This is a genomic window from Trinickia sp. HAY1-2D (assembly GCF_056754935.1).
This window is the reverse complement of sequence record NZ_JBPGWX010000001.1, coordinates 292,229-311,629: the sequence shown is the minus strand read 5'-3', so window position 1 is coordinate 311,629 and position 19,401 is coordinate 292,229. Positions and strand designations below refer to the sequence as shown.

General features: G+C 63.1%; 15 protein-coding genes and 1 pseudogene. 5 read left to right on the top strand and 11 right to left on the bottom strand.

Features of this window, described 5'->3' with window-relative positions; translation table 11 throughout:
* Positions 1-39 precede the first annotated feature (39 nt).
* The gene (locus tag ACR9ZC_RS01345) at positions 40-1,212 is read right to left on the bottom strand and encodes an NAD(P)/FAD-dependent oxidoreductase (RefSeq protein ID WP_481578803.1); all 1,173 of its coding nucleotides are present in this window, start codon (positions 1,210-1,212) and stop codon (positions 40-42) included.
* Between the two features lie 104 nt (positions 1,213-1,316).
* On the bottom strand, positions 1,317-2,816 hold the full coding sequence (amaB, locus tag ACR9ZC_RS01340; protein ID WP_481578802.1) for an L-piperidine-6-carboxylate dehydrogenase: 1,500 nt from the start codon (positions 2,814-2,816) through the stop codon (positions 1,317-1,319).
* Positions 2,817-3,173: 357 nt separating this feature from the next.
* Between amaB and ACR9ZC_RS01335 the strand changes: the two genes are divergently transcribed.
* Complete coding sequence (locus tag ACR9ZC_RS01335; RefSeq protein ID WP_481578801.1) at positions 3,174-3,824, top strand: helix-turn-helix domain-containing protein; 651 nt, start codon at positions 3,174-3,176, stop codon at positions 3,822-3,824.
* A 24-nt stretch (positions 3,825-3,848) separates the two neighbouring features.
* Here the strand turns inward: ACR9ZC_RS01335 and ACR9ZC_RS01330 are convergent, their stop codons facing one another.
* Positions 3,849-4,877 carry a 2-oxoadipate dioxygenase/decarboxylase family protein gene (locus tag ACR9ZC_RS01330; protein WP_481578800.1) on the bottom strand — a complete coding sequence of 343 codons (1,029 nt, stop codon included), beginning with the start codon at positions 4,875-4,877 and terminating at the stop codon, positions 3,849-3,851.
* Positions 4,878-4,977: 100 nt separating this feature from the next.
* On the opposite strand from ACR9ZC_RS01330, the gene ACR9ZC_RS01325 reads away from it, so the two are divergent.
* Positions 4,978-5,886, top strand: coding sequence for a LysR family transcriptional regulator (locus tag ACR9ZC_RS01325; RefSeq protein ID WP_481578799.1), 909 nt, complete (start codon positions 4,978-4,980; stop codon positions 5,884-5,886).
* Between the two features lie 162 nt (positions 5,887-6,048).
* Entirely contained in the window at positions 6,049-6,969 is a 921-nt protein-coding gene (lhpI, locus tag ACR9ZC_RS01320) for a bifunctional Delta(1)-pyrroline-2-carboxylate/Delta(1)-piperideine-2-carboxylate reductase (protein WP_481578798.1), read from the top strand.
* Positions 6,970-7,067: 98 nt separating this feature from the next.
* Here the strand turns inward: lhpI and ACR9ZC_RS01315 are convergent, their stop codons facing one another.
* A complete protein-coding gene (locus ACR9ZC_RS01315; RefSeq protein WP_481578797.1) occupies positions 7,068-8,624 on the bottom strand; it encodes a methyl-accepting chemotaxis protein in 1,557 nt (518 codons plus the stop codon).
* A gap of 192 nt (positions 8,625-8,816) precedes the next feature.
* On the opposite strand from ACR9ZC_RS01315, the gene ACR9ZC_RS01310 reads away from it, so the two are divergent.
* Both ACR9ZC_RS01310 and ACR9ZC_RS01305 read left to right on the top strand, forming a co-directional pair.
* A complete protein-coding gene (locus tag ACR9ZC_RS01310; RefSeq protein WP_481578796.1) occupies positions 8,817-9,719 on the top strand; it encodes a DMT family transporter in 903 nt (300 codons plus the stop codon).
* 22 nt (positions 9,720-9,741) lie between these two features.
* On the top strand, positions 9,742-9,999 hold the full coding sequence (locus tag ACR9ZC_RS01305) for a hypothetical protein (protein ID WP_331566452.1): 258 nt from the start codon (positions 9,742-9,744) through the stop codon (positions 9,997-9,999).
* Between the two features lie 5 nt (positions 10,000-10,004).
* Here ACR9ZC_RS01305 and ACR9ZC_RS01300 read toward each other — a convergent pair whose 3' ends face one another.
* The 7 genes and pseudogenes from ACR9ZC_RS01300 to mprF all read right to left on the bottom strand — a co-directional run bounded on the left by ACR9ZC_RS01300 (position 10,005) and on the right by mprF (position 19,140).
* Positions 10,005-11,546: a methyl-accepting chemotaxis protein gene (locus ACR9ZC_RS01300; protein WP_481578795.1), complete on the bottom strand. Its 1,542-nt coding sequence runs from the start codon at positions 11,544-11,546 to the stop codon at positions 10,005-10,007.
* A gap of 616 nt (positions 11,547-12,162) precedes the next feature.
* Positions 12,163-12,635, bottom strand: a pseudogene (locus ACR9ZC_RS01295) (CreA family protein).
* Between the two features lie 38 nt (positions 12,636-12,673).
* Positions 12,674-13,294: an ANTAR domain-containing response regulator gene (locus ACR9ZC_RS01290; RefSeq protein ID WP_331566460.1), complete on the bottom strand. Its 621-nt coding sequence runs from the start codon at positions 13,292-13,294 to the stop codon at positions 12,674-12,676.
* Entirely contained in the window at positions 13,291-14,439 is a 1,149-nt protein-coding gene (locus tag ACR9ZC_RS01285) for a transporter substrate-binding domain-containing protein (RefSeq protein ID WP_481578794.1), read from the bottom strand. The genes ACR9ZC_RS01290 and ACR9ZC_RS01285 overlap by 4 nt, the downstream gene beginning before the upstream one ends.
* 73 nt (positions 14,440-14,512) lie before the next feature.
* Entirely contained in the window at positions 14,513-14,902 is a 390-nt protein-coding gene (locus tag ACR9ZC_RS01280) for a hypothetical protein (RefSeq protein ID WP_481578793.1), read from the bottom strand.
* A 213-nt stretch (positions 14,903-15,115) separates the two neighbouring features.
* Entirely contained in the window at positions 15,116-16,537 is a 1,422-nt protein-coding gene (locus ACR9ZC_RS01275; RefSeq protein WP_481579682.1) for a virulence factor family protein, read from the bottom strand.
* A gap of 8 nt (positions 16,538-16,545) precedes the next feature.
* The gene (gene mprF / locus ACR9ZC_RS01270) at positions 16,546-19,140 is read right to left on the bottom strand and encodes a bifunctional lysylphosphatidylglycerol flippase/synthetase MprF (protein WP_481578792.1); all 2,595 of its coding nucleotides are present in this window, start codon (positions 19,138-19,140) and stop codon (positions 16,546-16,548) included.
* Positions 19,141-19,401 lie beyond the last annotated feature (261 nt).

Here is a 19,401-nt window from a genome sequence, read left to right as displayed (position 1 = left end):
CTTCGTTATGGCGGGTATCGGATTCGACAGCGCCGCGGCCTAAACGACGTTTTTCTCGACGATAGGCCGGTTCTCGATAACGCGGCTCCAATCCAGCGGCGATAGATCGAGCGACGTATATTTGCCGTCCAGGATCAGCTCGCTCACACCGCGCCCCGTCGCCGGCCCTTGCTGCAGACCATGGCCGCTATAGCCGTTGGCGAAGATGCAATTGTCGATATCGGGGTGAAAGCCAATGATCGCGTTGTGATCGAAGACGTTGTATTCGTAATAGCCGGACCAGCAGTTCTCCACGCGCAGCGCTTCGAAATCGGGCACGCGGTGCGCCAGCGTGGGCCAGATGACATCGTCGAACAAGGCATGGTCGACTTCATCGAGCGGCAGATCGTCCGGATCGTTATCGGCGTTCGGCGACGTTCCACAGATGTACGTCTTGCCTTCCGGGCGGAAATAGACCCCGCTCGGGTCGATCAACAACGGGCACGGCGAAAGGCGCGCCGGCGACGATACGTTGAAAATACTGCGCCGGCGCGCGAAGACGGGAATCTCGATGCCCATCATCGCCGATAACTTTCGCGCCCATGCCCCGGCCGCATTGACGAGCATGTCGCACGGATAGCGCTCGCCGTCGGTCGTCTCGACGTGGGTGACGCGGCGTCCGGCTCGCGCGATCGCGCCGACCTCGGCCGCAACATAGCGCGCGCCGAGCGATTGCGCTTTCTTGCGCAGCGCCTGCACGAGACCGTACCCGTCGAACCACCCTTCGCCGCTGGCGCCAAAGGCGCCCGCCTCGAGATCCTCGATGTTCAGCCAAGGAAATTTCGCCTGCAGCTTTTCTCGATCGAGCCAATGGATATCGGCACCGAGGCGCGTTTGCAGGGCATGATTCTCACGTAACGTCGGCGCACCGGCGGGCGTCGCGAGAAAGAGATAGCCGCCCTCATGCAGCTCGATCGACGGCTTCGTCCCGTCGACTTCCAGCAGCTCGCCGATATTGCGTAGAAACGCGATACCGTACAGCGACATTTGCACCGATAACGGCGTTGAAAACTGCTGCCGGATCGACGCGGCCGAAAGCGCCGATGACGATTTCGCGTAGGTCGGATCACGCTCGATGACGGTGACCGGAACCGTCGGATCGGATGCCCGTAAAAAATAGGCGATTGAACTGCCGATCACGCCACCGCCCACGATAACGACTTGAGAGCTCACGCGTTGCCCCGCCTTGGATTGGGTCGGAAAAACGCGCACACCGAACGGCGGCGCGTCGATTGGCGAGCCGGGCACGTGCCTTTGGCAAGCGCCCGGCCACCGCATCATTCGATCGAAAAATCGATGCCCTGCGCGAGCGGCAATGCCGACGAGTAGTTGACCGTATTGGTTGCACGGCGCATATAGGCCTTCCATGCATCGGAACCCGACTCGCGCCCGCCGCCCGTTTCTTTTTCACCGCCGAAGGCACCGCCAATCTCCGCGCCGCTCGGGCCGATATTGACGTTCGCGATACCGCAATCGCTGCCCGATGCCGACAGGAACCGTTCGCTCTCGCGCAGATCGGTCGTGAAGACGCACGACGACAAGCCGTGCGACGCCGCATTGTTCGCTGCAATTGCCTCGCCGAAGTCGCGATACTTCATGACGTAAAGGATCGGAGCGAACGTCTCTTTGAGCACGATGCCGGTCTGGGCCGGCATCTCGACGATTGCCGGCCGCACGTAGAAGCCCTGCTCGCAACCGGTCACCGTATGGCGCTCCCCGTCGAATACTTTGCCGCCGTCGCGCTTCGCCGCTTCGAGGGCAGCCTGCATGCGCTCGAACGATTGCGCGTCGATGAGCGGGCCCATCAGCACGCCCTGCTGCAACGGATTACCGATCGCGACCTTCCCGTAAAGCACCTTCAAACGCTCGACCGTCTCGTCATAAACGCTTTCATGGACGAACAAACGCCGCAGCGACGTGCAACGTTGGCCGGCCGTGCCGACCGCCGAAAACAGGATGGCTCGCAGCGCGAGCTCCCGGTCCGCGGTGTTCGAGACGATGCCCGCGTTATTGCCCCCGAGTTCGAGCAGCGAACGACCAAAGCGGCGCGCTACTTCGACGCCGACAGCACGTCCCATTTCAGTACTACCCGTGGCACTGACGATGTTCGAACGCGGATCGCCCACGAGCTGCGCGCCCACTTCGCGACCGCCGTTGATGAGGCACGTCAAGCCGGCCGGCGCCGTGCCGAACGCTTGCAGCGCCTCTTGCAGGATGCTGTCCACCGCCAACGCGGTGAGCGGCGTTTTTTCGGAAGGCTTCCAGATCACGGCATTGCCGCATACCAGTGCGAGCGCCGCATTCCAGGACCAGACCGCCGCCGGGAAATTGAACGCCGAAATGACCGTGCATACCCCCATCGGATGCCAGCTTTCCCCCATTCGATGGCCGGGGCGCTCCGATGCGATCGTCAGACCGTAGAGCTGACGCGACAGGCCGACCGCGAAATCGCAAATATCGATCATCTCCTGCACTTCGCCCAGCCCTTCCTGCAGGATCTTGCCCGTCTCCAGCGTGATGAGGCTGCCGAGCGCCTGCTTGCGCTCGCGCAGCTTGTTGCCGAGCAATCGCACCAGTTCGCCGCGCCGCGGCGCGGGCACGTCGCGCCAGGCCACGAAGGCAGCCTGCGCCTTCGCCAGTGCGGCGTCGATGTCGGCGGCAGTATGGCTCGGCACACGACCGATCAGTGCGCCGTCGATAGGCGAGCGAACGGCGATGTCGCCGCTTTCCGCAAGATGCGAAATACCGAGCTCGGACAGAATGGTCGATGCGTTCATCGGGAAGTACCTCGGTTGTTTCCGATAGGAAATTTTGGGACGTTAGGAAACTATACACGCCCGCGACAGGTGCGGCAACCGCGCCGATTGCGCGCGGATGCCGGCGCGGCGTGACCACCACCACCGACCCGATCGCACTGGCCGCAGCCGTGATCGAAAACGCCTGCCGCGATTGTGTTCAGCCTTTAAACGACTGGCAAACGATATCTGCGCAACACGTGATGCGCGTTGCTCATCACACCCGGATGAATCCGCGCGTGAGCGGCGGCGTCTCGCCGCGGCCCGACGCGGCGGCGAGCCGATGTTATGATGCGAAACTCGCAGGACCGATAGACCGTACCACCCAATCCCCCCCGCATGGACAGGACCATCTTGAAGCCGGCCGAGCAGGCGCCTTCGGAGCTCGGCAAGCGCGTCAGAGCCGCGCGGCTCTTCCACGGTTACACGCTCGAAACGGCAAGCCGCGTATGCGGCGTATCGCGCTCGACGCTGTCCAAGATCGAAAACGGGGTGATGTCACCGACGTTCGACGTCCTCCAAAAGATCGTTCACGGCCTCAAGATCGACTTGAGCGAACTGTTCGGCTCCGCGTCGAAACCGAACGTCGGCGGCCGGCGCGCGGTCACGCGCAAAGGCGCGGGACAACCGCACGCGGCCGGCTGTTACGAAATGGAACTGCTCGCCACCGAACTGGCAAAAAAGGCCATGCATCCATTTCGCATCCGGATCACGGCGCACTCGCTCGACGCATTCACGGAATGGGGACGGCACGAAGGCGAGGAGTTTCTTTTCGTGCTGAGCGGCAGCGTTTGCTTGTATTCCGAGCTGTACGCCCCAACGCATCTCGAGGCGGGCGACAGCATCTATTTCGACAGCCGCATGGGCCACGCCGCTGTATCGACGAGCGACGCGGACGCCGAGGTCCTCTGGATCATCGACGAAGGCTACGCGCCCTACGACAGCGAGGCGAGGCCGCTTGCCAACGGTGGCAGCGCCAGACCCGCCTGAGCGCCGGCACCCGCCATCCGGACATTACGCGGCGGCATGCGCCGTCATCTTGAAGATCCCTTGCGCATTGCCGGCATCGAAGCGCAGATCCGTCACCCAGCTACGCGTGGCCTGATCGAATTCGCGCTTGCGCGTGATGAATTCGTAAAACGAGCCGGGAACGTCTCGCGTGACGAGCGCGCCGTCAGCCGCCTTGAACGTCCGCGTCACGATATCGGCGCGGTACGCGGTCTGAAAGACACGCCCCGACCGGGAACGCTCGACCTCGGGCTTCATCGGCCGGCCCTTGGCTTTTTCGCTTTCCGACAAGGCGAAGACATCGGCAACGCGATCCGTCGCATGATTGAACGCATTGCCTTCCGTCGCAATCCACGCCATTTCGGCCGATTCACTCAGGAGCGTTTCGTAATCCGCTTCGCTCGGCACATCGTGATGGCGCGCAAATGCGCCCACGATGACGGGGAGCAGCGCCTGCGCCGCATCGATCGGAAGCGCGCCATCGCGCTCGAGTTCCCAGAGCTGTGCCAGCGAGCGCGGCGTCAACGGGTCCTTCGACGTGCCGACGACGTTCGTCACCGCTTGCTGGAATGCCGTCGAGAAACGTTCGGGATGCAGCTCGCTCACGAAGAATTGGGCGATCTCGTCGGGAGCGTCCTCATGCGCATACGCGCGCCCTGTCATGCCGAGCTTATCGAGCGGATAACGGCCGTTGAGCCGGAACCCGAGCGGACGCAGGATGCGCGTGAAGGCCGCTTCGCCCGGCGGCAAAGCGCCAGTATGCGTCGAGCGCACGGTACGCAGCGCACCATGATCGAAGTAGACGGAGCCGCCGTGTGCAACCGTCTCCTGCGTATAGGCCCGCCCGTTGGGCGAGCGCGCGAGCAAGTCTTCGAACAGCGCCATGTTCATGGCCTGCGCCAGCTCCGCCCGCGTCACGGTCCCGGCCTCCCAGTCGGCGAGGATCGACGGGAAATTCAGCGTCGAGAAAAGCGCATCGGCTTTTTCCCGGCCCAACAGGTTCGACAGCAGCAGCTCGACATTCGCGTTACGCATCGCTCTTTCTCGTTGGATCTTCACCGCGCGCATTATCGAAACGATTCCCGCTAGCGTAAAGCGAGATAAAATCGGGACTTGATGCGTTTTTGGAATGATCGTGCGAAAGTTCAGGATTCCTAACATGAGTGCGCTGCTCGCGTTCGAGGCGGCGGCTCGCCACGAGAGCTTCACGCACGCCGCCCGCGAGCTGTTTCTGACCGAAAGTGCGGTGTCGCGGCAAATCGCGTCGCTCGAATCGAACCTCGGCGTACGCCTTTTCGTGCGCTCGAAGCAACGCGTCGTCCTGACGCGAGCCGGCAAGCTTTACGGCACACAGGTGCGCCGCATCCTCGAATATCTCGATCGCGACACCTTGTCGATCATCGCGCACGGCAGCGGCGGCGGCTCGCTCGAGCTGGCCGTGTTGCCGACATTTGCCTCGCAATGGCTCATTCCGCGCATGAAAGACTTCTACGCGCGCAGCCCCGACATTCGCGTCAACATGGGCGTGCGCACCGATGCCTTCTCATTCGAGGAGTCGCATTTCGATGCTGCGATCCATTACGGACAGCCCACGTGGCCCGGCACATCGTCCGATTACCTTTTCGGCGAAGAGGTGGTACCGGTATGCTCGCCGGCGCTGATCCCCGAACCCGTCGAGGACGTCCGCGAGTTGCTGGCCTACCCGCTTCTGCATTCGACGACGCGGCCCGATGCCTGGTCTCGCTGGTTCGCCGAGCTCGGCGTCGACGACAACCGGGCGATGCAAGGCGTACGCTACGAGCTCCATACGATGCTCCTCAGTGCGGCGGCAGCCGAACTCGGCATCGCACTCGTGCCGAAGTTCTTCGTCGAAGGCCGGCTCGAGCAGCTCGGCGTCGTCATCCCGTTCGAGGCGACTTCCGTTGCCGAGGCCGCCTATTACCTCGTCTACCCGACCGAGTTGAGCCACGGCAAGCCACTCGAGCAGTTTCGCGCCTGGCTCCTGGGCGAGGCTAGCGCCTATGACGGTTCACCGGCGAGGTGAGTGGCTGCCTCCGGCCGTTTCATGAAGCCTGCCTCGGCATCACCCGCTACGCGGCCATCGGCGCCTTCAAAATATGTTTCCAATCAGAAACATTTTCAGATAGCATCGGCGGGACGTACCCGCACCCCGTCCGCCCTTGAACTCCGATCTGCCGATCCCATCATGTCGACGCTTCCCGCCTTCGATGCCGCGGCCACGGCCCGCCTCCTCGATTTCGCCTCTCTCATCGAAGCCCTGAGCCATGCGGCGCATGAGCTCGAAGCGGGCGCGATTCGCTCGCCGGTACGCACCGCGGTACCCTTGACGGACAACGGCGTGCTGCTTTCGATGCCCGCCGCCGCCAGCGACGTGGCCATCCATAAACTCGTCAGCGTGTGCCCTGGCAACGCCGCGCGCAACATGCCGACCATCTTCGGCACCGTCACTGTTTGCGACGGGGTGACTGGTGCGCCGGAGTTCATCCTCGACGGGCCGACGGTAACGGGACGCCGAACCGCCGCGTTGTCGATGCTCGGCGTGAAGTACCTCTATCCGCGCGCGCCGCGCGGATTCCTCATCATCGGAATGGGACAACAGGCACGCCATCATGCCGCGGCCATTGCGCGGTTGTATCCGAGCGCGACGATCTTCGTCGCGGGCAAGGCGCTCGCATCGGAACAGCGCTTTTGCGACGAGACGGGCCACGAAGGCATCCGCGCGTTGCCGGCAAATGGAACGATCGCCGATGACATCGACGTCGTCGTGACCGCGACGACGAGCAAAACGCCCGTTTACAACGAGCCTGCGCGCGCGGACCGGCTGATCGTAGCCGTGGGCGCATTCACGCCCGATGCCGCGGAGATCGGTCCCGACACCGTTCGCGCGAGCCGCGTCTTCGTCGACGATTTCGCGGCTGCACGCGAAGAAGCCGGCGACCTGCTGCAAGCGGGTATCGATTGGTCCTCGGTGCAGCCGATCGGCGCGGCAATCTCCGCGCGCGCACCCGCCAATACCCCGATGTTGCTGAAGACCGTGGGCAGCGGTGCCTGGGACCTCGCCGCATGCCGCGTCGCGCGCGCCGCCATCGCGGGGCGGTCCAATTGATTTCGCGGCACCGTACAGGTTAAGCACGACAGCACGAAAGCCCGTACGCGTAACGGCGCGGCGGCTCTCGACCTGTCGTCGCGGCCGCCCAGTGACGCTCAAACCTCCGCGGGCAGCCGGAAAACGTCGACGACATCGGCGAGCGTGCGAGCCTGCTCCTGCATCGACTGGGCCGCCGCAGCCGCCTCTTCGACCATCGCCGCATTCTGCTGCGTAGTCTGGTCCATCTGTGCGATAGCGATATTGACCTGTTCGATACCGCGGCTTTGCTCCTCGGAGGCCGAGGAAATCTCGCGAATGATCTCGCTCACGTGCCTGACCGACTGCACGAGCGACTCCATTTTCGTGCCGGCCACCGCGACGAGCGACTTGCCGTCCTCCACGCGGCTCACTGAATCCTCGATGAGCGACTTGATTTCCTTCGCCGCATCGGCGCTGCGGCGTGCCAGATTCCGCACCTCGGAGGCGACCACTGCAAAGCCCCGGCCTTGCTCGCCCGCTCGCGCCGCTTCGACAGCCGCGTTCAGCGCGAGAATGTTCGTCTGGAACGCGATGCTCTCGATGACGGCGATGATGTCCACCACGCGCGTCGAGCTGTCGGCGATGTTCTGCATCGTCGCCACCACCTGCTGAACCGCCTCGCCGCCTTCGTTTGCGATGCGCGAGGTGTCCGTCGCCATCTGGTTCGCCTGCCGCGCGTTGTCGGCATTTTGTTTGACCGTCGCGGTCAGCTCTTCCATGCTCGCGGCCGTTTCGCCGAGCGACGCCGCCTGCTGTTCCGTGCGCGACGAAAGGTCGAGGTTGCCGGAGGCAATCTGCTGCACGGCCTCTTCGATCGTCTTCGTGCTGCCGCGGATGCGCCGGATCGCCTGCGCGAGGTGCTGTTGCATGCGCTGCATCGCGAGCAGCATGCTGTTGCCGTCTCCCGAATCGACGACGACACGATGCGAAAGATCGCCTTCGGCAATGACCTGTGCGACCGAGGCCGCATAGGCCGGCTCGCCGCCCAGGCTGCGTTTGACGTTGCGAATGATCGTAACGAGCGCGCCTGAGCCGAGCGCTCCGATAATCAGGACTGCGATGAAATAGCGAAGCAGATCGGCATGGAACGCCGTATCGATGTCGTCGATATAAAGCCCGGACATCAAATACCAATCCCACGGTGCAAAGCGCTTGACGTAGCTGATTTTCGGCACGCGGTCGGTCTTGCCCGGCAGACGTGCCATATAGGGAACGAAGCCCTGCCCGTTCGCCTGCGCCACCTTCACCATCTCGACGAACAGCAGTTTGCCGTTCGAATCGGCGTAGTTGCTGACATCCTTGTTGCGCAAATCGGCGAGCGTCGGGTGCATGAGCACGACGGGCTTCGCATTCGCGATCATCAGGTATCCGAAGCCCGGATAACGCATCTCGGACAAACGCGCCATCGCCTCGTGTTTGGCCTGCTCCTCGGTGAGCGTATGGTTGTCGGCCAGCTTCGCATACTCGGCGACGATGCCACTGGCAGCCTCGACCACGTTGCGAATAGCCGCCTTACGTTCGGTAAGCATGATGTCACGCGTTTGCATGGCGGCCCAGCCGCCCAGGAACAACAGGCCGAGCCACGTTACGACCAAGGCTAGCCACAATTTGGCGTTCAGGCTGAGACGATTCACTTTTTCCTCGATTGCTATCGGACCGGCGAAAGGATTTCACCTCCTATCGACGCTTTTTACGGCAGCGTGAATCGTTTCTTGAGAGCGGGAAAACGCGACTGCACGCGACGGTGAGCACGCGCGCCTGGACTCGCAAATTCGTGCGATGTGGTAAAACGGACCGCTCCTTTCGAATCGAAAGACAGACACGCGATGTCGCATACCACCGAACCCGTCACCGCCGTCCGGCCGCGCTGGCTCAAAGCTGCACCGTCGCTTTTTTTGCTGCTCTGGTCGAGCGGATTCGTGTTCCTGAAGCTCGGGCTGCGCTACGCCGATCCGCTGACGTTTCTGGCACTGCGCTATGCCATCGTCGTCGGCATTCTCGTTGCGCTCGCGCTGTTGCTCAAGCCCGGGTTTCCCTCGCGGGCGATAACGTGGCTTCATCTCGCGATGACCGGTCTGCTGTTGCAGGCCGGCTACTTTGCCTTCACCTATCTCAGCCTCAAATACGGCATGTCCGCCGGCGCCGTCGCGCTGATCACCTCGCAGCAGCCCATCCTCATCGGTTTGCTCGCACCCGCGATGGCAGGCGAGCATGTCGGGCGAAAACGGTGGCTCGGACTGGCGCTCGGGGTGGCAGGTGCCGTCATCGTCATTACCGCTCAATCGTCCATCCATATCTCATCGACATGGGCGCTGATCTTCGCGGTGCTCGCCTTGCTGACGATCACCGGCAGCACGTTATGGGAAAAACGTTTCGGTACGACGACGCATCCGGTTTCCGCGAGCCTCGTGCAATACGCGGTCGGCCTGGCCGTCAGCGCACCGCTCGCGTTTTTCCTCGAGCCGATGCACGTGCAGTGGACAATCGAATTGCTCGGCTCGTTGACTTATCTCGTCATCTGCAATTCGCTCGTCGCCATTTATCTGCTGCTGGCGATGGTGCGCTACGGCGAAGCTTCGCGCGTCTCGGCGCTGTTCTTTCTCGTGCCGCCCGCCACCGCCGCTATCGCGCTCGTGGCACTGCACGAGCCCATCGCGGTGCGCGCGTGGTTCGGCATGGCGCTTGCGGCCCTGGGCGTCTATCTGGCCACGCGCGCGGACATCTCGTGAGATTGCCGCTAGACTGTTCGCTATGGAAAAGTGTCAATACTGCGGAAAAATCCGGGACGAATGGGATTGCCACGGGGAAGACTGCCGTAAAGCCATTGCGCGCGCGCTGCGCAGACATCGCGCGGGGCGCCCTATGCTGCCCAATGTGATCCGGAACGAAATACCCCCGGGCGCCAGCCCCGGGGAAGTCATCCATGTGCTTTCGCGCCAGCGTCTGCGGGCTCGTCGCGGCAATGAAGCGCGGCGCGAGCGCAAGGAAGCGGACGACGATGTGGGCTGAGACCGCTAGGCGTCGAGCTTGAAAATCGCGACGGCTTCTTTCAGCTTCATGGCCTGCTGATCGAGCGACTGTGCGGCCGCGGCCGCCTGCTCCACGAGCGCGGCGTTTTGCTGAGTGACGGTATCCATCTGCGTCACGGCCAGCGCGATCTGGTCGATACCGACACGCTGCTCGGACGATGCCGATGCAATCCCCGTCATGATTTCCCGGACTTGTGCGACGGAGCCCATGATCTCGTGCATGGCGGTACTCGCCTCGTTGACGTATGACGCACCGGCTTGCACGCGCGATACGGATGTGTCGATCAATTGCTTGATCTCCTTGGCGGCACCCGACGATCGCTGCGCCAACGCGCGGACTTCACCGGCCACCACGGCGAAACCGCGCCCCTGCTCGCCGGCACGCGCGGCTTCGACGGCGGCATTGAGCGCCAGAATGTTCGTCTGGAAAGCGATGCCTTCGATGATGCCGATGATGTCGGCGATCTTCGATGAACTGTCGCTGATCTCGCCCATCGTCCCGACCACGCGCGTGAACACTTCGCTGCCGCGATGGGCGACCGTCGTGGCGTCCTCGGCCACCTTGCTGCCGTGCCCCGCATTGTCGGCGTTCTGACGGACCGTCCCGGTCAATTCCTCCATGCCGGCCGCGGTCTGCTGCAGCGACGCGGCCTGCTCTTCGGTGCGCGCGGACAGATCCAGATTTCCGGCGGCGATCTGCTGCGTGGCCTGTGCGATCGATTCGCTGCCGTCTCGAACCGAACGCACGGTGTCGCGCAATGCGTCGCGCATGCGCGCGAGCCCTTCGAGAATCTGGCCCATCTCGTCGCGGCTCGTGACGGGTACCGCACGGCTCAGATCGCCCTCGGCTATGGCCCTCAGGTGTGCGCGCGCCATGTCGAGCGGCCGGCCGATGGCGCGGCGTAAAGACACCCAGGCAAGCACCGCTGCGCCGGCACCGATCAGCAACATACCGATCGCGAGCGCACGAAACAGCCGGTACTGGCTGCTGGCGCCGTCATAGCGTGCTTTCGCCTTGCGCTCCTGAAGATCCGTCAACGCATCGGTTGCCGCGCCGAGCGCCACATAAGGCGCGGTCAGAGCAGACGTCTTCGCGCGGATCTCGCTCGCATCCTTTCCCTTGATCGCGTCGATGACACGATCGATCGCCTCGTACATCTGCTGACGGGTCGCCGTAACCTTGCCGGCAAGCTGGTCCTCTTCGGCGTCGCGAGGAAGTGCGAGATATCGATTCCACCATTGATTCGAAACATCGCGATACCGTCTTGCACGATCGAACGTGGCTTGCACGTTGGGCGCATCCGGTGTCAAGGCGGCGCGATCGAGCACGACGCGCTCGCGCAAAACGAATGCCGCGGCGTTGCCCGTCGCGACCGCGCTGGGGAGGTTGTCCGAAAAGACCGCATACGTCGCGTCGGTTGCGCGGCTCATGCCGATCAAGCCCAAGATACTGACAGCGATCAGCAACACACCGAGCGAGCCCATCGCCAAAGCGATGCGTCCCTTGATCGTGAGTTTGGAGTTCATTTCGTCCCTGTTTTTGGAGCGGTGCCGGAGCGGAATTCGAAGCATCCGTATTACGAATAACGGAGCATGCCACCTGCAATCGTTATCGGCAGATTTGCCCGGGACTTGAGATGGAATAAACCCGATAAGCGTGATTTTCAGGAACGATAAGTTAATACCGATAAATATTATTTAGTTATGCTAATGGTCCGCTGCGCCCGCCGGCAGGCGTCGCGCAGCGCCGTGACAAAGCCCGCAGTCGCCCCCCGTTGAACCGCAGCAGTCACAACCGGTAACACGTGTAAAGCTGCGCGAAACCCATTCCGGCATGTTGCGCATTAGACTCGGCTCGTCGCCTCAATTGGGACTCGCTTCAAATCATCGCAGCGCGAATCCCTGGTGGCACTCTTTGACACTCGACGAGAACAATACGATGCCAAAGCTTCTTCTTACACTTGCGCTCGCAGTCGGCCTTGGCGGTTGCGTGGTCGCACAGCCCTATGCCTATGGACCGGCGCCGGGCTATTACACCTATGCGCCTGCGTACTACGGCCCGCCCCCCGTCAGCGTCGGTATCGGCGGCGTCTTCCGGATTCGTTGACGCGGGTACGCGGACGCGATCGGCGGATCGGAACCTCTACTTGAGCGGAATCTGTGTTCCCGGGGAAGCGGCACCGCGCTTACGCTGTTTTTTGCGCTCCCCGACGCCACGCGGTCGCTATACGTCATATAGACGAGCGCGTTGCGTTTGGCGTCGACGATTCGCACCACGTGCAAGGTTTTGAAAATCAGCGACATCCGCTCGGTAAAGACATCTTCTTGCTGGCGCACCGTGCCTTGAAAACGGATCGGGCCAACTTGCCGGCAAGCGATCGATGCTTCGGTCGGGTCCTCGGCTACGCCGAACGCCCCTTTGAGCCCGCCCGTTCTCGCACGCGAGACGTAGCAGGTCACACCGGGCACGGCCGGATCGTCGTAAGCCTCGACCACCACGCGGTCCGATTTCGGCAATCGGAAGTTCGTATTGACACTGCCGATTTCTTCCGCGAACGCGTGAGAGGCCCCTAAGGCAGTGGCGAGCCACCAGATCGCAGCAATGTGGCGGCGCATTTGAATGTTCATCGCGAATAGCTTGCTTCGAATGTCTGTCATCGTTTCCCGGGCTTGCCCAGCCCGAGCTTTTCCATCGCTTCGTGCGCATCGATCACCATCGTCGCGACCTCGCCGACGGTCACACGCAATTCCGTCGCGCGCGAGCGAATGTGCTCATATGCTTCGTTTTCGCTGAGGCGATGCGCGTCCATCAGCGTACGAATGGCCTTTTCGACATGGCGCCTAGACTTGATTGCCTCCTCGAGCTTGCCGATCTTGTTCTGCAAACGCTGCTGATAGCCTGACGATGCGCGCGCGAGCACGAGTGTGCTGAGAATGCCCGTCGAACGGTACGGCTTGGCAATCACGCCGTGCGCCTGTGTGTCGACGAGCATTTTCAATGCCGTCGGATTTTCGTAGTCGGACAGCGCAATCAGCGTCGCCGCGGTATCGGCCGCGCACCAGTTGCCTGCACTGCGGAGCTCCGGTCCAACCAAAAACAGGATGACGTCCGCGTCCGCAGGCAACTGCGGCGGGAACGGCCACACGATGCGCACCGGACAGCCGATCCGGCGCAGTTGCTCCTCGAGGATGCTTCGGTCGTCTCCGGGCGGATGGATGACCGCGACCCGCAACGAGCGCAGATCGTCGAACAGACGTCGCGCGGTGGCGCTCATGCTGAATCTCCGTCCAGCCAGAATTCGGCGAATCCGTACGTGGTCAGATAGGGGTCGGGCTTGACCGGCTCGCGCCCCTCCCAAACCACATCGAAGGTCCCGTCCGGCTTGCACACGGCAACACGTGGCGTCAGCATCGCATGATTGTTGTCCGCATCGATCCGTAGCAGACCTTCGGGAGAGTCGAACTCGACTTCATGCACCGCATCGACGAGTTTCGACGTGTCGAGACTCTGCGCGCGCGCCAATGCAAGCGCAAACAGGTGCACCTGGTTATACGCCATCTCCGACCACATGCTGGCCGGCTGATCGCCGAACCGAGCCCGCCACGCTTGCAGAAAGCGCCGATTGCCCGGATTGTCCAATGAATTGACATAGGTGGCGGAGACGATATGTCCGCCACACAACGCCGGGCCGATCATGCGTATCTCGCCTTCGGTCATCGTGAGGCTGGCAATGGGGATTTCGGCGGGATCGAGCCCGTGGTCGCGATACAGCTTGTAAAACGCGCGTGCGCCGCGTCCGATCAGCGTTGAAAAGACGACGTCGGGCCGCATGCGAGCGATTTCGGCGACCACCGTTTCGAGCGCCGCGGGCTCCGCGTCGCTGGGCAAATAGACTTCATCCACGATTTCGCCGCCGTGCTCCTCGACGATATCGCGCATGATCCGGTTCGATTCGCGCGGATAGATGTAGTCCGCGCCGACCAGAAAAAACCGGCGGCCCCGGTTGCGCAACAACCACGCGGCCAACTGCATGCTGTTCTGGTTGGGGACGGCGCCGGTATAGATCACATTGGGGGAATACTCGAACCCCTCGTAGATCGAGCAGTACCAGAGCAGCGCATTGTTGCGTTCGATCACGGGCAGCACGGCCTTGCGGCTCGACGATGTCGAGCAGCCGAAGATGACGGTCACGTCGTCTTCCTGCAACATGCGCGTGGCGAGCCGGCGATACTCGTCGGCATCGCATTTGGGATCGTATGCGACCGGATCGAGCAGACGCCCTGCCACGCCTGCGCTGGCATTGATCTCTTCGATCGCGAGTACCGTGCCGAAGAAATGTTCCGACTCGGTTGCGTCCGTGACGCCGCTACGCGAATACAGAATGCCTATGCGCCATGCCGCTTCGTCGTCCCGCGTCATTTGAGTCCCCTCGTTGCGCGCGCCGCGCTCCCGCCGCGCGGCCCGGTCCACACTGGGATCGCGATAGCGAGCCTCAGCCCAGCCTTTCCTTCAGGAAGGCGACGAGATAGGGCGTCGCGGCGGCTGCGACCGTCGATGCGACGGATGGATCGATGCCCATCCGGTTCGCGATCGATTCGGCGACGCGTCCGGTGAGCACGCCTTCGCCGCCTTCCATCAGCGATTTGAAAACACCGTCGCCGCGCACGATACCTGCGGCAAACGCGGCAAAAAAGCTTTTGCCCGGGCTTTGGCCGAGCAAGCCCCCGCCCTGCTCTTCGACGTGAGCATGCGCCGTCTGGGCCGCCTGGCTCAGCATCTGCTGAGCATCGTCGGCGCCAATGCCTTGCGACGCCAATGCCTGAGCCGCCTGACTCCCATGTTCGGAGGAAAGAAACTCGGAAATGAGCTGCTGTGCGTCCATGAGACGATCTCCTGGTGGGCCGGCGGTATCGGAAAACCGCGGCGTTGAATGGATAAGCAAAGGAGGCACACGATAAGACGAAAACGAACGTCGCGGCCGACGGACGACTCCCTGCGAACAAGCCCGCTCAATATAAGCTATTTGAGCGTCTCGTTCGAGCAGGACGACCTTCGCCGCAGGCGAAACGGCGCGCGTTGCGCGCGCCCATCGGGCTCAGGGCTTGGCGCCCGTGACCTGCACCGGCATGCGTTTTTCCCAGGCGGCGAGAATCTGATCCTCCATGTCGCCGTAACTACCGCCGAAGTGGTGGCCTCCTTGCGTGCGAATGACCTCCCGCGTGCCGGCAAGCGCTGGGCATAGACTGTCTTCCTCAGTCTCGCCGTAAAAACACTGGACGAGTCCTGCCGGGAGCCGATCCACCTCCGGGCGCACCTGCAACGCCTTGTCGCTCGGCGGCAAGCCAAGCCAACCGGTTACCCGAACCTGGAAATCGGCCGTCGGCGCAAAGCCCAGCAGCGAGACGAGCGCAACTTTCTCGCGCAGCGGGGCCGGTAGGCGATTGTAGGCGAACGGCATCACGTCGGCACCGAACGAGTAGCCGATCAACGCAACGGATTTGATATGCCACCGCGCCGAATAAAAACGAATCACGCGGGCGAGGTCGCGGCTCACCTGCTCCGGCGTTCTCTCGCTCCAGAAATAACGCAAGCTGTCCCAGCCAACCGCGGAGACGCCATCCTTGGCGAACTCCTCGGCAATGCTCTTGTCCAGATCCCGCCAGCCGCCGTCACCGGACATGACGATCGCGAGCATCCCGCGCGGATGAGCCGACGGCAATTCGATCAGCGGCAAATCCGAAACGTCCTGTTCGCCGACCGTATCGGCAAGCAGATGCGGGCGGACCAGCGTGACGAATTGCTCGCTGCGCGTCACGGTCGCGGCAAACAGATGCGGCGGCTGCGTCAAGACCGGTGCGGTCAGGCTCTTGTCGTCCTTCCGATTCCGAAAACTGGGCGAATCGGCGCCTTCCTTGACGGCCGAACGTTCGGCCTGGCGCATCGGGGCAATGCCGCCCGGGCTCGTCACGCCCGTCTCCACGAAACCGGGCAAGACGCTGCCGCGGCTGATCGTCGGATCGGGAGGACAAAGCTTGATCCGCTTGTCCAAGGTGCCGTGCGGATCGATCGATACGGCGCCCGCCACCGTATTCGCCGGCGCCTGGGCGAGCACGTGCAGCGCAAGCGTGCCGCCCGCGCCGGTCCCCGCGACGATCGGTGCGAAATAGCGGCTCGACTTCAGTTGCCGCTCGAGCTGATGGCTGACCGCCTCGGCGTCCCCAACCAATTGCTGGCAAGCATTCGGGTCCGCCGCGAGACGGGCCGTGTAGCGCTCGGTATCGACGCCTACGGTCAGCGCCCCCTCATGCGCCAATGCCTCGGCGGCTTGCTGATCGGCCGGCTTCCAGCTCTTGCCGGCCGAGAAGAGCACGACGAAGCCGCGCAACTCGCCCGTAGGCCACGCTACCGTAACGTCGCCGTAGCGACCGCCCGAAATACGCGCAGGCTCGGCATGCGCCGCGCCGCAAATCAACATGCCCGCCGCCATGGCGAGCGAACCCAATTTTCGTACTGCCAAACGAATTGTCATGAACGGCGACCGCCCGCCAAAATTGAAAGATCGACCAAGGTCATAAGCGCGCCGATCCAGCCGGAGACCGCGAGATAGCGCGGCTCCCAGCCTGGCTGGAATTTGCCTTTGAATGCGCGCAATCCCTGGAAATTATAGAAACGCCCGCCGAATTTCCAGACCATCGATCCGAGCCGATGAAGCGGCGAACTGAGCGGCATCGGCTGGACGCCGGAAAACGGCGCCATGCCGAGGCTGAGGAACCGATATCCCGCGCTTTTCAAATGCATCGCGAGTTCGATGAACAAATAGTCCATGACATACGGCGAAGCTTCCGGCAGATGCCGCATCACGCCCACCGTCGCCTCGACATTCAGATCGGTCGTCATGAAGGTCGTGAATGCAACCGGCACGCCGTTTTGACGGACCAGCATCACGGATTGCGCGGCGAGGTAGGCCTCGCTGAATGCGGCCACCGAAAAACTCTTTTCGCGGCCGGCCCGGCTGCCGAGCCAGCGATCGGAAATATCCCGCAGTATTTCAAAGTGAGCGGGAATATCCGGCGCATCGACGACTTCCGTCGTGCAGCCGTCGCGTTGCGCGCGGCGCAGCGAATAACGCAACGCCGCCCGCTTCGGCCCGTTCAGATCGAACGCATCGAGGCCCACACGAGCCTCCTCGCCGAGCTTCATCAGCGTGAGGCCCGAATCCAGATAGAGCGGCAACGAATCCGCGCGGACCTGATAGAACGCCGCGCGGCCGCCATGCGCATGCGCGAGCGCCACGAATTTGTTGATCAATTCGGCCCATTCGCACCGGGGCCCCACCGGATCGTGCAGGGCCGCCCACGTGCGACCGTGCTTGGCATACATCAGGAATGCCTGGCGCGAACCCGAGAAAAGAAAACTCTTGTCCCCCATCATCGCGAGCCCGGCATCGCTGCGCTCTTGCCCGCGAATGATCTGAACCGCATCGGTCAGGTCTTCCGAACTCGGATGGACGAAACGCCCCTTGGCGGGACGCAGCAGCTGCCACAGCGCGAAAGCCGCCGCGGACAATCCGGCCGCCAGCATGGCGCGCAGCGAGCGCGAAGCGCGCTCGTCGAACGCGAACTGCCACCAGAGATCGTTGCTGTAGGGAACGTTGCGGTACGCGAAGAACATGACCCAGGCGGCGCACATGATCACGATCGCCACGGACATGACCCATCCCAGCGTGAAACGCTCCGCGAAAAGCGACGAGCGCCGGCTGAACCGGCGACGTGTACAAAGCAGCAATACGACCAGCGAAGCGAGGATGCCGGCTTCGACGAAGGCCAGCCCTTTGATGACGGAAAGGACGAGACTGACGGCCACGAGCGTCAGCGTGAGCCACCAGGCCGCATCCAGTCGGCGCAGCAACCCGCGAGCGACGAACAGCAATAGCACGCCGAGCACGGCGCTGACCAGTTGCGAACTCTCGAGCACCCAAAGCGGAACGAGATGCCGAAGAATCGCGAGCCGGCGGCCGAAAGCCGGCGTCGCGCCCGAAACGATCAGCATCGAGCCCGCGAGAAATGTAATGAGGCACAAAAAAAGCGGCGCGAGTTGCGCCAGACCCGCGACGCGCCGTAGCGGCAGGCGCTGGCGAAGCGCACGCCCTTCGAAGCCGGCCAGCACGCCGGCCGACAGCAGAAGCGGCAGCCCGAAATAAACCACGCGGTAAGCGAGAAGAGCCGCCACCAGCGACGGTGCGCTCAAGTCCCCGCCCAGGGCGAAGACCATGACGGACTCGAATATGCCGACGCCGCCCGGCGTATGGCCCACCATGCCGAGCAGGAGCGCCGCCGAATAGACGGTCAGGAAGCTGACGAAACTTACATCCGTTTGCGGGAGAAAGACCCAGAGCGCCGCGCCGGCGCCGACCACGTCCAGTACGCCAAGCGCGATCTCCCAGATCAGATCGGCTCGCGAAGGGATGTCGAACGCCACAGCCCGCCAGCGCGTACGCAGTTGTCGCGTTTCAGTGCCGCAGCAAGCGACGATGACGGCCAACAGGGCCAGCACGAGCGCGCTGCCGATCGCGAGGCTGGCGCGGCCCACATGCATCATGGCCGCGAGCGGCGCCGTGTCCCAGAGCGCGCCCAGCGCGCTCGACAGCAACAGCGCAAGGGCCAGCGAGACGCCAGTGAACACCGTGAGGCGGCCCACCTGGGCAGGTGTGACGCCCACCGCACCATACACGCGACAACGCACCGCGCCGCCCGTCAAGGCGCCGAAGCCCGCGGCATTGCCGAGCGCCGACCCGGTCGCTGCCCCCACCCAGAGCAATGGGCGCGGCACCTTGGCCGCGACGTGGCGCAGACCGATGGCGTCGCGCGCGACGAGCGCAACGAAGCTCAGTGCCGTGGCGCCGAGCGCGATCAGCCACCTGTCCGGAGCAATGGCGAACAACTGCCGGCTGACGGAGTGATAGTTGATGCCTTGCGACATGTGCTGGATGGCCACCAGCAGCAGTACGCAGATACCCAGCGCGAGCGCGGGCGACACCAACCGCTTGTAATCGATGCGTCGATACGTACCGCGAAGCGCTGTCAGCGCCTTTCGGCGGTACTCCCCCTCATGTCGCTGCATATTTCCTGGACACCGGTAACACGACCAGCCGCTCCCGGCCCGCGACAGCACTGACGCCCGTCGCCGACCGTCGAGAAGAGCGATCAAGCCCCTTTACCGATCGATGTAGCAAATTGTGATCTAACAAACGCTGGAAGGATGCATCCGGTTGACTTCGATAACACCCCGAGGAAACCCGACCGCACGTTCGCCGTTACGGCAACAAGCCTTCCCTCCATATCGACACCGGGCAGGCGTTGCTTTAGCGAGCCGTTCGCGTTG